16 protein-coding genes and 1 pseudogene are annotated in these 12,941 nt (G+C 34.6%); 15 read left to right on the forward strand and 2 right to left on the reverse strand.

The annotated features are described in order from the left end of the window. Window positions 1–449: 449 nt before the first annotated feature. Window positions 450–863, reverse strand: coding sequence for a nucleoside-diphosphate kinase (ndk, locus tag SINDD18_RS02410; RefSeq protein ID WP_061862960.1), 414 nt, complete (start codon window positions 861–863; stop codon window positions 450–452). Between the two features lie 185 nt (window positions 864–1,048). Next, window positions 1,049–1,357 (reverse strand): annotated as a pseudogene (locus SINDD18_RS10765) (transposase); the annotation flags it as partial. A gap of 711 nt (window positions 1,358–2,068) precedes the next feature. Here SINDD18_RS10765 and SINDD18_RS02425 point away from each other — a divergent pair. The 15 genes from SINDD18_RS02425 (at window position 2,069) to SINDD18_RS02495 (ending at window position 12,905) form a co-directional block, all read left to right on the forward strand. Continuing rightward, window positions 2,069–2,710: a hypothetical protein gene (locus SINDD18_RS02425; RefSeq protein ID WP_000933082.1), complete on the forward strand. Its 642-nt coding sequence runs from the start codon at window positions 2,069–2,071 to the stop codon at window positions 2,708–2,710. A 9-nt stretch (window positions 2,711–2,719) separates the two neighbouring features. Continuing rightward, window positions 2,720–3,805: a toprim domain-containing protein gene (locus SINDD18_RS02430; protein ID WP_061862961.1), complete on the forward strand. Its 1,086-nt coding sequence runs from the start codon at window positions 2,720–2,722 to the stop codon at window positions 3,803–3,805. Window positions 3,806–3,855: 50 nt separating this feature from the next. After that, entirely contained in the window at window positions 3,856–4,089 is a 234-nt protein-coding gene (locus SINDD18_RS02435; protein ID WP_002933293.1) for a DUF5965 family protein, read from the forward strand. Beyond that, a complete protein-coding gene (locus SINDD18_RS02440; RefSeq protein ID WP_000159217.1) occupies window positions 4,086–4,469 on the forward strand; it encodes a DUF5945 family protein in 384 nt (127 codons plus the stop codon). Before SINDD18_RS02435 ends, SINDD18_RS02440 begins: the two co-directional genes overlap by 4 nt. A 37-nt stretch (window positions 4,470–4,506) precedes the next feature. After that, entirely contained in the window at window positions 4,507–4,779 is a 273-nt protein-coding gene (locus SINDD18_RS02445; RefSeq protein ID WP_061862962.1) for a hypothetical protein, read from the forward strand. 67 nt (window positions 4,780–4,846) lie between these two features. Further along, entirely contained in the window at window positions 4,847–5,323 is a 477-nt protein-coding gene (gene pezA / locus SINDD18_RS02450) for a type II toxin-antitoxin system antitoxin PezA (protein WP_061862963.1), read from the forward strand. Continuing rightward, window positions 5,323–6,093 carry a type II toxin-antitoxin system toxin PezT gene (gene pezT, locus SINDD18_RS02455; RefSeq protein ID WP_061862964.1) on the forward strand — a complete coding sequence of 257 codons (771 nt, stop codon included), beginning with the start codon at window positions 5,323–5,325 and terminating at the stop codon, window positions 6,091–6,093. Before pezA ends, pezT begins: the two co-directional genes overlap by 1 nt. Before the next feature lie 253 nt (window positions 6,094–6,346). Further along, the gene (locus SINDD18_RS02460) at window positions 6,347–7,030 is read left to right on the forward strand and encodes a LexA family transcriptional regulator (protein ID WP_000492699.1); all 684 of its coding nucleotides are present in this window, start codon (window positions 6,347–6,349) and stop codon (window positions 7,028–7,030) included. Between the two features lie 2 nt (window positions 7,031–7,032). Continuing rightward, window positions 7,033–8,448 carry a Y-family DNA polymerase gene (locus tag SINDD18_RS02465; RefSeq protein WP_061862965.1) on the forward strand — a complete coding sequence of 472 codons (1,416 nt, stop codon included), beginning with the start codon at window positions 7,033–7,035 and terminating at the stop codon, window positions 8,446–8,448. Further along, the gene (locus SINDD18_RS02470; protein ID WP_061862966.1) at window positions 8,445–8,810 is read left to right on the forward strand and encodes a hypothetical protein; all 366 of its coding nucleotides are present in this window, start codon (window positions 8,445–8,447) and stop codon (window positions 8,808–8,810) included. The genes SINDD18_RS02465 and SINDD18_RS02470 overlap by 4 nt, the downstream gene beginning before the upstream one ends. Further along, window positions 8,800–9,090: a DUF5960 family protein gene (locus SINDD18_RS02475; protein ID WP_001080186.1), complete on the forward strand. Its 291-nt coding sequence runs from the start codon at window positions 8,800–8,802 to the stop codon at window positions 9,088–9,090. Before SINDD18_RS02470 ends, SINDD18_RS02475 begins: the two co-directional genes overlap by 11 nt. 291 nt (window positions 9,091–9,381) lie before the next feature. Continuing rightward, window positions 9,382–9,738: an SAG1252 family conjugative relaxosome accessory protein gene (locus SINDD18_RS02480; RefSeq protein ID WP_001115085.1), complete on the forward strand. Its 357-nt coding sequence runs from the start codon at window positions 9,382–9,384 to the stop codon at window positions 9,736–9,738. A gap of 4 nt (window positions 9,739–9,742) precedes the next feature. Next, a complete protein-coding gene (locus SINDD18_RS02485) occupies window positions 9,743–10,108 on the forward strand; it encodes a MobC family plasmid mobilization relaxosome protein (protein WP_000431635.1) in 366 nt (121 codons plus the stop codon). Beyond that, complete coding sequence (locus SINDD18_RS02490) at window positions 10,095–11,918, forward strand: SAG1250 family conjugative relaxase (protein ID WP_061862967.1); 1,824 nt, start codon at window positions 10,095–10,097, stop codon at window positions 11,916–11,918. The genes SINDD18_RS02485 and SINDD18_RS02490 overlap by 14 nt, the downstream gene beginning before the upstream one ends. Before the next feature lie 120 nt (window positions 11,919–12,038). Next, a complete protein-coding gene (locus tag SINDD18_RS02495) occupies window positions 12,039–12,905 on the forward strand; it encodes a helix-turn-helix domain-containing protein (RefSeq protein ID WP_000537000.1) in 867 nt (288 codons plus the stop codon). Window positions 12,906–12,941 lie beyond the last annotated feature (36 nt).

The following is a 12,941-nucleotide window of genomic DNA, read 5'->3' on the forward strand; positions in this document are numbered from 1 at the left end:
CCAAAGATTGAGTTAAATAATGATTTAACACAAAAAGAAATTATTGAAGTTATGGAAAGATGTTGTTTCAGTATTGAGAAAAAGGTGGGAAAAACTTGCGATTTTCACAGAGAAAGGAAGAAAAAGTATAGAAATATGGTCAATTGAAACAAGAATAGGACAAAAGAACCTTTTGTGCCATATTTTTCTCCTTTCGCTTCACAATTGGCTTGAACACCTTTATTGTATCGCGTTTGGAGTTTTTTGGTATAACCCTCGACGCGCACCCGCATAGCGGGTGTTTTTTTGTCTTGCACCTAACGGAGCGAGACGAACTAATAGTCACTTAATCAAAAAACGCACCATATCAAAAACTAAAAAGTTTGATATCATGCGCCATATCTTAAACTAATTGACTATACTTTCTATTCAAATGAGTTTTTTAACCAATTGATTGAGCCAATCCACTCTTAAAACCAAAGAGCAATTTCTCGCTTAGCTGACTCTTCTGAATCTGAACCATGTACAACATTTTGGATAACCTCATTTTCTCCAGCAGCTTTTGCAAAATCACCTCGAATAGTTCCTGGTAAAGCTTCTTCTGGACGAGTTGCACACATCATGGTCCGCCAATTTTCGATTACTTTGGGACCAGAAATAATGCCCACAAGAACCGGGCCTGAAGTCATAAATTCACGAATCGGTGGGTAAAAATTCTGACCAACCAAGTCCTGATAGTGCTGGTCAATCAGCTCTTCTGAAATCTGTGAACGCAACAACAATTTTTCGATTGTAAAGCCACGTTGTTCGATGCGTTTCAACACTTCACCCACTAGCCCTCTTTTTACACCGTCTGGTTTAATGATAAAAAATGTTTGTTCCATCCCCGTCTCCTTTGTCAGCTTCTTTCTTTTATACTCTTCGAAAATCTCTTCAAACTGTGTCAGCTTCAGCTTGGATTATATATGTTACTGACTTCGTCAGTCCTATCTGCAACCTCAAAGCGGTGCTTTGAGCAACCTGCGGCCAGCTTCCTAGTTTGCTCTTTGATTTTCATTGAGTATTATAGTCAATTGAAACAAGAACAAGACAAAAGAGCTGCGTAAAAGGTATTGCAATTTGGTAATACCTTTTTGATATGAGCCCATGTTTTCTCAATAGGATTGTATTCAGGTGAGTAGGGAGGAAGAGGTAAAAGTTTATGCCCAAACTCTTCACACAAGAGTTCTAGCTTACCCATTCTATGGAATCTTGCATTATCCATAATAATAACTGATGGTGTGTTTAAGGTTGGTAAGAGGAACTTCTGAAACCATGCTTCAAAAAATTCGCTGCTCATCGTCTCTTCGTAAGTCATTGGAGCGATTAACTCACCATGATAACAAGAGCTTTCTCGAAATGGAGAAGCCTCCATCATCTGAATCAGAGCTAAGCGCTCATGTTGCGTATGTTTGTCTTGAATAGAAACATCTCTATACACTCCAGTCGTCAAGTCGTATAGGGCATTTATGTGTATGAGATTATAGGATTTAACATCCGTTTTGATTTGGATAGAGGTTTTTGTATCCATGGGATTTCGAGGAATACAGATATCACTCCCATCAGCAGCGAATATTGGAAAGTCAGTATTAAGTGGAATAGGTGCTGTAAATTCTTTAAATAGGACATAGAAAGCCTCAGGTTTTATCTGATAGCGTCTTTGAACAAAGGCTGAATTTGAAACTGTCAGTTTAGCATCCAGTAATTCTTTTGACAAGGATTTCCCTCCCATTCCCAGAATTGTACGAATCATAGTTTCTAGTGATAAACTTCTTTTACGAGTAAAGGCCTGTTCATCTTGTTTGACGAACTCAACTTTTTGACCAAGGATACTCTGAATACTCTTATTCAAGTGGGCTTTTATCTGTTTTATCATGGGAAATACCTCCGTAACTCTAGTTTATCACATAAAAAAGAAACCCAAATACAGAATCGTATTTGAATTTCTTAGCTTAATTATATTGGACTCTTCAGAGACTTTTTCTTGTGATAAAACTTACAAGTTCTTTTTGATATTCTTGACCTAGTTTTTATAGAAAGAAGGTCTAAGATGTTAAATAAAGTCAAAACTAAAGCCTTAATTAGTGTTGGTGCAGTAGCCGCAACTAGCTTTATTCTCATGATGGGATATACTGCTGGTCAACATTCTACTGCTAAACAAAGTCGCAAAGAAATCGAATTGGCTGCAGCTAAACTTGTAGAGGACAAACAAGCAGAAGATAAAGCCAGCATTTTGTCATCGGATACTGTAAAAGAATTTTTGACGCAGTACTATACGAAAGAAAAGCTCGGAGAAAATAATACACGTATTCAACCTTATATGACTGAATCGGCTTATTCTCAAGAATTGTCAAGTCAAAATGATGCCATGAACCAAGTGTATAAGGATTATATTTTGGATTATCATTTTGAAAAAGCAGATATCTTTGTCAATCAGACTACGAATCAAGCCATTGCCATGGTCTCTTATAATGTAACCTATGTATCTGATTTAAAGAATGCCAACCAATCAAAAACCAATCAGACAGAAACAAGAACTGTTAAATTGTCCTATTCTAAACTTCCTGGTAAGTTATTGGTCAACCAAGTACAGGTTTGGAAATCTGGGTTAGATGATTTAGATAAGGCAACTCCTAAAACTTTAGAAGAATCATCATCTATTCCATCACTGCCAAATACTACGACAAAATGATGATGTTTTATGAATATAGAGGAATGTAAGCAAATTTCAATTCTTGATGTAGCCAATCGTTTAGGTATCTCGTTTAAACAAGTTTCGAGCAGTGTCTATGAACATCCTGAACACGATTCATTTCGGATTTTTTCAACTACCAATACTTTTAAATGGTTTTCAAGAGATATTCAAGGTGATGTCATTGATTTTGTTCGACTTGTTCAGGGAATTTCCTTTAAAGAAGCTCTAGCCTTTCTTTCTGAAGAACCTTTTCAAAAAGAAGCTGTTCAAGAAAAAAGAGAGAGACCATTTTATTATCCTTTAAAGAGAATAGAAGATTCTAACTGTAGTCTGGCCAGATATTACTTAACAGAATGTAGAGGAATCTCAGAAGAAATCATACAAAAGATGATTCAACAAGGTTTGATAGCCCAAGCTAGTTGGAAAACAAATGAAACAGTTGAACCTGTTATTGTTTTTAAAAGCTTTAATCATCGTCACAAGCTGCAGGCAGCAAGCTTACAAGGGATTTATAAGAATCACTCTCTTTCTAGAGAGAGGTTAAAAACGATTCTAAAAGGAAGCCATGGACATGTTGGAATCTCCTTTGACATTGGTAAACCAAATAGACTGGTCTTTTGTGAATCGTTTATCGACTTGATGAGCTATTACGAACTTCATCAACAAAGTCTAACTGATGTTCGTTTGGTATCTATGGAGGGATTGAAAAGGTCTGTTGTGGCTTATCAAACTTTACGATTGATAGCTGAAGAAAATCAGAAATTGGAATTTTTAGATACAGTAACACCTTCTAAGTTATTGCCTTTGATCAATACAATTCGTAATACCACCAGCTATTTTGATAATCATCCTGATTTATTGACACTTGCGGTAGATTGTGATGATGCAGGTAAAGATTTTTCTGATAAGTTATCTCAATCAGGATTGCCTGTTTTACTGGATTTACCTAATAATGAATTTGGGAAAGAAAAAATAGACTGGAACGATATTCTTCGCGAAAAGAAATCAGATTTACAATTGATGATCGAGAATGCAAAAGATTCATTGAGGAATCAACCAGTAAGGCAAACCTATCAATGTTTAGAATTGTGATAACAAAATCAAGATGTTTTAGCTAATATTAGAATGAAGGAGGATCGTATATGACCATTATTGAACGCTTAGAAGAAAAGGTCACTAGGCAAGAAAGTAAGGTAGCAAGAGAGTCAGAAAAACTAGCTGCTTACAAAGAACAACTGGAGACAGCGATGTTTGCGACGTTCAAAAGGCGTCAAAGTATTAGTCACATGAGTTTTGAAGAAGCTCTTGACCATGCCTTTGGTAAAGAAAGACAATTCGATGATTCTGAATTTAGAAAGGATGAAATGAGTGAATGACAAAAGATTGGAATTTTAATCAACCATTAGAAAGTAAATCAGAAAATCAAGAAGATCCAGATAAAATTGCGGCCTTATTTGGAAATCATCAAGGAGGTAATGATGTAAATTATGAAGCAGCTTTTCAAAAGCGCAAACAAGAACCTGTGACGGCATCGAATCCTAGTTCTAAACCCAAAGTTACAGAGGTTAGAACAGGAAAAGAGACAGATATCACTACAAGTTATCAGCAACATCTTAAAAGACTTATTGCGGATAACAATAGCGATATTGAAAGCAGTCAAAAGAAAATTGAAGAGCTACATACGTTGATTGACACAAAGAATAAAGACAATAAGAAATTGCAGTCCATTTATGATGCGATTTCCGAATTACACTAAGCAGTCCTGATAGGCTGCTTTTTTTGAGAGGTTATAGATGTTTACAACATTTTTTAAGAAAAAGCAAGACAATAGTGATGTATTTAAGAAGCTAATTCATAGACTATCTGATATGTCTGTCCAAGATCTTGAAAAAATAGACCGACTGCTAGATATCATTTTCACTCCAGATCAAGGATCAGAACAACTAAAAACAGAAGCAACTTACAGAGAAGAAACTTTGGACGACACATTAAAGGAAGCTAAGAATCAACTTCATAAGGAACAATTGGAGAAGAATTTAGAGAGATTTAGGAAAAATAGTCAATAACGCACCAATTTTGGTGCATTATGCTTTTTTATGCTATAATTGAATTATAAAAATAAAGGAGTTTGCCATGATTGGAAAGAACATAAAATCCTTACGTAAAACACATGACTTAACACAAGACGACTTTGCCCGAATTGTAGGAATTTCTCGAAATAGCTTGAGCCGGTATGAAAATGGAACGAGTTCAGTCTCTACGGAACTAATAGACATCATTTGTCAGAAGTTTAATGTATCTTATGTCGATATTGTAGGAGAAGATAAAATGCTCAATCCTGTTGAAGATTATGAATTGACTTTAAAAATTGAAATTGTGAAAGAAAGAGGTGCTAATCTATTATCACGACTCTATCGTTATCAAGATAGTCAGGGAATTAGCATTGATGATGAATCTAATCCTTGGATTTTAATGAGTGATGATCTATCTGATTTGATTCATACGAATATCTATTTAGTAGAAACTTTTGATGAAATAGAGAGATATAGAGGTTATTTGGATGGAATTGAACGTATGTTAGAGATATCTGAAAAACGGATGGTAGCCTAATGGAAATCCAAGATTATACTGATAGTGAATTCAAACATGCTCTAGCACGGAATCTTCGTTCACTGACAAGAGGAAAAAAGTCCAGTAAGCAACCTATAGCGATTTTGCTTGGAGGGCAAAGTGGTGCCGGTAAGACTACAATTCATCGTATAAAACAGAAAGAATTTCAAGGAAATATTGTTATCGTAGATGGCGATAGTTTTCGTTCTCAGCATCCACACTATATAGAACTGCAGCAAGAATATGGCAAAGATAGTGTAGAATACACCAAAGATTTTGCAGGCAAAATGGTAGAGTCTTTAGTAACAGAATTGAGTTATTTGGGATACAATCTTTTGATAGAGGGAACTTTACGAACGATTGATGTTCCAAAGAAAACAGCACAACTATTAAAAAATAAGGGGTATGAGGTACAATTAGCCTTGATTGCGACAAAGCCAAAGCTGTCCTATCTGAGTACTCTTATCCGTTATGAAGAACTGTACGCTATTAATCCAAATCAAGCACGCGCAACTCCAAAAGAACATCATGATTTCATTGTAAATCATCTAGTTGATAATACACGGCAATTGGAAGAACTAGCTCTCTTTGAAAGAATTCAAATTTATCAACGAGATAGAAGTTGTGTATATGATTCAAAAGAAAATACAACTCCAGCAGCAACCGTTCTTCATGACTTACTATTTGGAGAATGGAATCAAGTAGAGAAGGATATGCTTAAATCAGGAGAAGAAAGATTGAAAGATTTAACTAATCGAAATGGTTGTTAGATCATGAGTTTTAAAATATAGTCTATTGGATCGTCATTTAAAAAATAACGATCCTTTTTTATTTTCTATTTTTGCTTGTTCTTTATCTTTTTCAAAAGTTATAACTTCCTTAAGTGATGGTTTCCTAACAATATAAGTAGAAATTAAGCACAGTTTATGATTATTTTAAATCTTGGGGGTTATTAAACTCTTGATTTTTTCAACAAGCTATGGTATCCTTTTGTTAGTTAATAAACTTACAAAAGGAGAACAAATGTTTTCACCTACTAAATTAAAAGAAAAAAGAGAAAGTCAAGGATTATCTCAATCTCAACTTGCATCCAGTTTGGGAATTAGTAGAGCTTCGTACTTTAATTGGGAATCAGGTAAAACAAAACCGAATCAAAATAATCTAAGCAAATTGAGTGAGATTTTGAATGTAGACCCTCGATATTTTGAATCAGAGTATGAAATAGTAGAAACCTATCTCAAACTAACGGAAAGAAATCAAGAAGCAACACTTCATTATGCTACAGAATTGTTGAACAAACAGAATGTAAAGGTTGTAGATTTACCTGAGCGTTTTGCTTATAAAGTTTACGAAAAATTATCAGCTGGTACAGGAACAGCTTATTTTGATGATGGTAATTACGATACAGTTTACTTCAATCATCAATTTGATTATGATTTTGCATCTTGGGTGTTTGGTAATTCAATGGAACCGACATATGAAAATGGTTCTGTAGCCCTTATTAAGCAAACAGGATTTGATTATGACGGGGCTATCTATGCCATAGATTGGGATGGTCAAACTTATATAAAGAAAGTTTATCGTGAAGAAAATGGGCTTCGTTTAGTTTCACTCAATCGGAACTATTCAGATAAGTTTGCGCCTTATGATGAGAATCCTCGCATTATAGGGAAAATCGTTGGGAACTTTATGCCTTTAGAGGACTGAGTATGACTTGGTTTGATTATAGTCTCGAACCTAAAAGTGACATTGCCTTTGTTGATATGAAATCTTTTTACGCAAGTGTAGAGTGTGTAGATAGAGGCCTGCATCCACTTAAGACTTCACTTTGTGTTATGAGCCGTGCAGATAATTCTGCTGGGTTAATTCTTGCTTCCTCTCCTATGTTTAAGAAGGTCTTTGGGAAATCAAATGTTGGACGTTCCTATGATTTACCATTTGATATAAAGACTCGCAAATTCTCTTACTATAATGCTAGAAAGCAAGGTTTACCGACAACGATAGACTATGTTCGTTATATAGAGGAATGGGCAAAATCAACCGTGATTGTTCCTCCGAGAATGGATACTTATATTACAGTGAATATGGAGATTCAAAAAATCTTTCAAGATTTTGCGGCACCAGACGATATTTATCCCTATTCAATTGATGAAGGATTTATTGATTTAACAAGTTCATTAAATTATTTTGTTCCTGATAAAAGTATTAGTCGGAAAGATAAGTTAGATATTATTTCGGCTGCCATTCAAAAAAAGATTTGGAGAAAAACAGGAATCTATTCAACGGTAGGTATGTCTAATGCCAATCCCTTATTAGCTAAGTTGGCGCTTGATAATGAAGCTAAAAAGACTCTGACAATGAGAGCCAATTGGTCCTATGAAGATGTTGAAAAGAAAGTATGGGCTATTCCTAAAATGACAGATTTCTGGGGAATTGGAAATCGAATGGAGAAGAGATTACATAATCTAAGTATCTTTTCGATTAAAGAATTGGCACAGGCTAATCCTGACTTGATTAAAAAAGAGCTTGGTATCATGGGTCTAGAGTTATGGTTCCATGCCAATGGGATTGATGAAAGTAATGTTCATAAACCTTATAAGCCAAAGTCAAAAGGGATAGGGAACTCTCAAGTTTTACCAAGAGATTATATTAAACAAAGAGATATTGAGATCATACTTCGTGAGATGGCAGAACAAGTTGCAGTTAGATTGAGAAGAGCTGGTAAAAAAGCAACAGTAGTTTCTATACATCTAGGCTACTCTAAAGTGGAACAAAAGCGTTCTATCAATACTCAAATGAAAATTGAACCAACCAATCAAACAGCACTACTAACAAACTATGTTTTAAAGTTATTTCACACTAAATACACTTCAGGGGCTATCAGGAATGTTGCCGTTAACTATTCTGGCTTAGTAGATGAATCCTTTGGATTGATTTCGTTATTTGATGATATTGAAAAAATAGAAAAAGAAGAAAGGCTCCAGTCCGCAATCGATGTTATTCGAACAGAATTTGGTTTTACTTCACTATTGAAAGGAAATGCCCTGGATCAGGCTTCTAGAACAATTGCAAGGAGTAAACTCATTGGTGGTCATTCAGCTGGAGGATTAGATGGGCTAAAATGATGAATCGTTCTTATTTGCCTTTTTTATCTGCAAGAGAGTATCAAGATCGTGGGATGGCTAAGTGGATGGGATTCTTTTTATCAGAACATTCAAGTTCTCTTTGGGAAGAAAAAAATAAAGAAGATGTCTCAATTACTTTATCAATGGAAGAGAGAATTTTACTTGTTCGTCAACTTTATACGAATACATTCCCTGCAACGTTTATTTTTAAGCACTCAAATAGAAGAAAAGTAGTATCGGGTATTGTTAAAGAAATTGGGAAAGAGTTTATATCTATAAAATCAGACACTGGTTTTCTTCGATTAAGATGTGAAGATATACTCGATATCCAGATAGAAGGGTTGGATTTATATGAATCGTAAAGAATTATATGACGATAAATTGCAGCTAGATTATTTTTCTGATTCTTATTTACGATTTGAGTCAGATTTTTACAAGTATTCTGCTTTAGATATACCATTAACATTTATCACTGATGACATTTTACGCACAATGGCTATGTCTCAAAAACATTATTTTAAACTTAACAAAAGCAAATCTTTAGACGGTCGTGACCATTATTTTGTTTTTTCTATCAAGATGAACAAAGACAGTAGTGGCATTAGACAGTATGAATATCAGAGACATTGTTTTAGTTTGTAAGAGTCCGACAGGGCTCTTTTTTCTGTGATAATTTTATCAAAAAGTATTTGTTATACTTTTTTTAATTTAGATTTATCTTGGGGGTTTGGGGGCGTGCCACCACATTTTCATATCGTTTGTTTTTTGAACCGTGAGGTTTGTAATGGCAGACGATATGATTTTTGGGATATTGTGGACACAATATCTGAGCTCGCAAAGCCTTACAAGATGCTAAATTTTGTTTTTATAAGTTTCCCGTGGTTGACACGGGGTCGGGAATTATCCGACAATCGATGAAAGTGAGGAAGTAGTGTGCCAGAACAATACAGAGACATTCGCAAAGAGGTTAATTTGACTGCAAATGAATTAGAAATGATTGACATAATGATGAAAAATAAAGGATTTGAACACTTTTCTTCATTTGCCAGAAACAAGTTACTGGAGAACGAGTTAGAAATGACTGCTGAAAAGTGGTTCACCTTCTGGCAATCTCAAAAACTGGAACAAATCAGTCGTGATGTTTATGAGATTTTAATTTTATCAAAGGCAGAACATCAAGTCACCCAAGAACATGTATCCATTCTCTTAACCTGTGTGCAGGAATTGATTCAAGAAATAGGGAACTCCATTCCTCTTAGTCAAGACTTCCGTAAAAAATACATGAGGTAGGCACATGGAAAATCGTTACCGAACTAAGCTAAAGAAAGTTTTCCTATCTGATAGCGAATTGAGTCAGTTGAAACATTGCATCGATCAAAGCGGTTGTCAATCTTTTTCAGAATATGCTCGACGAACCCTACTTGACCCTGGTATGAATTTCATCACCATTGATACAACTGGTTATCAAGATTTGATATTTGAGTTGAAGAGGATTGGTAATAACATCAACCAGATTGCCCGAAGTGTCAATCAATCTCAGTTGATTTCAAGTGAAGAATTGCAAGACTTGAAAAAGGGAATCGATGACTTGATAAGTGAGGTAGAGAAAGAGTTTAGTGTTCAAGCAAAAAAGTTGAGGGAGTTTTATGGTCATCACTAAGCATTTTGCTATTCACGGAAAGAGTTATCGCAGAAAAATTATCAAGTATATTCTTAATCCTGATAAAACCAAGAATCTTGCATTGGTATCGGACTATGGCATGAGAAATTTTCTGGATTTTCCTAGCTATGATGAGATGGTGCAGATGTATCATGAAAATTTTATCAGCAATGATACGCTTTATAATTTTCGGCATGCTAGGTTAGAGGAAAAGCAACGAAAAATTCATGCCCATCATATCATTCAGTCTTTTTCTCCAGAGGATCATCTCACTCCTGAACAAATCAATCAGATCGGCTATGAGACAATGAAGGAGTTAACCGGTGGCAAATTTCGTTTTATCGTTGCGACTCACGTTGATAAAAATCACCTCCATAATCACATCATTATCAACTCGGTTGATAGTAATTCGGACAAAAAACTCAAGTGGGATTATAATGTGGAACGAAATCTTCGAATGATTTCAGATAGATTTTGTAAAATTGCAGGGGCGAAAATTATAGAGAATCGCTATTCCCACCAGCAGTTTGAAGTTTATCGTAAGACCAATTACAAGTACGAACTCAAACAACGACTCTATTTTTTGATGGAAAATTCTACCGATTTTGAGGATTTAAAAAAGAACGCTCCATTACTACATATGGAGATAGATTTCAGTCACAAGCATACCACCTTTTTTATGACGGACTCAACTATGAGACAAGCGGTGCGTGGTAATAAACTCAATCGCAAGCAACCTTACACAGAAGAATTTTTCAAGAATTACTTTGCCAAAAGAAAAATAGAAGAGCTTATGGAATTTCTTCTACCCAATGTTGATAACTTAGAAACTCTGATAAAAAAAGCAAAACTATTTGGATTAAATATCAGTCCTAAGCAAAAGCATGTTTCTTTTCAATTTGCAGGAGTAGAGGTGAAAGAGACCGAACTAAATAAGAAAAATCTTTACGATGTAGAATTTTTCAAAGATTATTTTGAAAAGAGAAAAGAATTGAAAGTTCCAGAACTTAAGGATTTAGTTCAAATTTATCAAGAAGAGAAAATCTCCAAAGAAAAAGAACTCCCAAGCGAGGAGAAGTTTTGGGAGTCCTATCAAGAGTTCAGGAGAAACAGGGACGCTGTTCATGAATTTGAGGTAGAGTTGTCATATAATCAAATCGAAAAAGTAGTGGATGATGGAATTTACATCAAGATCAAGTTTGGTATTCGTCAGGAGGGCCTTGTCTTTGTACCTAACATGGAGCTAGATATGGAAGAGGATAAGGTGAAGGTTTTTATCAGAGAAACTAGCTCCTACTATGTCTATCACAAAGATGACGCCGAGAAAAATCGCTATATGAAAGGTAGAACGTTGATTCGCCAATTCAGCTCTGAAAATCAAACAATTCCATTCCGCAGAAAAACGACTGTGGAGATGATTGAAGAAAAGATTGAAGAAGTGGATGCTTTGATCAAGCTGGATGTGGAAAATCAATCTTATGTCACGATTAAAGACGAGCTAGTGCGTGAACTAGCAGCGTCTGAGTTGAGAATCAATGTTTTGCAAGAACGAGTGATAACCTTAAATCAAGTAGCAGAATATTTACTGGCTTCAGTTGAAAACAAGCAAGAAATGAAGTTGAATCTTTCAAAATTGAATATAACTGAAAAAATTGGCATTGATGTTGTTGAGAAGGAGTTGAATGAGTTAAGTATACAGATAGCATTAGAGAGCGATAGATATGAGAATACCGTATTTAAAGTGAATAAGTTTATCAATCGTTTGAGTAAGAAAATTTCAAAAGAAGAAGGGATAGGTTTTCAAAAATAACTTATCTAGTAATTGTTTATATATAATTTGTATCTTTTGGTTTATAAATTTGTATTTAAAATTTAATCATGTTACAATTGAAATTGAAATTGAAATCGAATAGAAAAGGAAAATGCAAACGTGGGCACACTATTAGCAACAAGATTAAAAAATAGACGAAAAGAATTAAAAATGTCTCAGCGAGAATTGGCTGAGGGGATATGTAAACAGGGACAGATTAGTCGATTAGAGAATGGAGAATTTACTCCAGGAGCAGACTTTTTATATGCTCTGTCTAAGAAGTTAAAAGTTAGTATAGATTATTTTTTTAATGAGCAGATTGGAGAGGAGATTGATGAGCTATCAGAGTTTAAGAAGTTAGCCCAGACATTTATCACAAATCGAAATTATGAATCTTTGAAATATATATATGAATTAGAGAGTGTAAAGGTACATCGCTTGTCTCTAGTAGATAAGTTTTATATGGAGTGGATAAAATCTCTTATAGATTTTTATTTCTACGGGCAAAAAGAGGAGGCTGTGGCAAGATTGGAGAAGGTACTGTCTCAGTTAAGTGTAACTGACTTGACCTACCTTCAAGTTACAAATACTCTATTCAATTTTTATTATGATATTGAAGATTTAGAGAGTTTTAATGAAATTAGAGAAAAGTTAGAGTATCAAGTAAATCAACTCAAGTTAAACACAATCGAAGAATTAAACCTTTCTATTAAATTTAATTATAATGTTTGTCGCTATCTATGGTTGCAGAATAATACTGAAGAGGCTATTACTAAAATCACAGATACGATAAAGCAATGTAAGACGTATAGAACAACATATCTTTTGGCTGATTTGTATGTATTGATGGGAAATGTCAGTAAGAATTTTTCTTCTAAAGTTGCAGTAAAAGAGTACTTTGAAACGGCTTATTTCCTATATAAGCTTGAGGGAAATATGTCAATGGCTCTTAAAATCGAGCATTACATTGCAGATATAACAGAATAATAAAGAATTCTGAGACAAAAGTCTAACCTTAAATAT

The sequence above is a fragment of the Streptococcus infantis genome, assembly GCF_001579645.1.
In the GTDB taxonomy this organism is placed as follows: Bacteria; Bacillota; Bacilli; order Lactobacillales; family Streptococcaceae; genus Streptococcus; species Streptococcus infantis_E.